1 protein-coding gene is annotated in these 528 nt (G+C 51.5%); it reads left to right on the forward strand.

Annotated elements, in window-relative coordinates:
* Window positions 1-9: 9 nt before the first annotated feature.
* The coding region (locus H1R82_RS13590) for a phosphoglucose isomerase-related protein (protein WP_508613971.1) at window positions 10-528 on the forward strand (519 nt) is incomplete at its 3' end.

Genomic DNA, 528 nt, shown 5'->3' on the forward strand with positions numbered 1-528 from the left:
GAGCGGGAAATCCATCAGATGGCTCCGGCGGTCAAAATGGCGCACGAATTGTTACATACGGGGACCGGGGCCGGATCTGATTTTCTCGGTTGGCTGGAACTGCCGGAAAAATATGACCGCGATGAGTATGAGCGGATTAAAAAGGCGGCTCAAAAAATTCAATCGGACTCGGACGCCCTGGTGGTGATCGGGATCGGCGGTTCCTACTTGGGAGCGCGCGCGGCGATTGAAATGCTGACCCACACGTTTCATAACCAATTGGCGAAATCCGAGCGAAAAGTACCGGAAATCTATTTTGTGGGCCATCACATTGCTTCCACATATGTGGCGGATCTGTTGGAGTTGCTGGAAGGAAAAGAAGTCAGTGTCAATGTGATTTCCAAATCCGGAACCACGACGGAACCGGCCATTGCTTTCCGGATTTTCCGCGAATACATGGAAAAACGCTACGGAAAAGAAGAAGCCCGTCGCCGGATTTATGCCACCACCGACCGGAAAAAAGGCGCTTTGAAAAAACTGGCCGATGAA

This window comes from Thermoactinomyces intermedius, from assembly GCF_013912365.1.
GTDB classification, from domain to species: domain Bacteria; phylum Bacillota; class Bacilli; order Thermoactinomycetales; family Thermoactinomycetaceae; genus Thermoactinomyces; species Thermoactinomyces intermedius.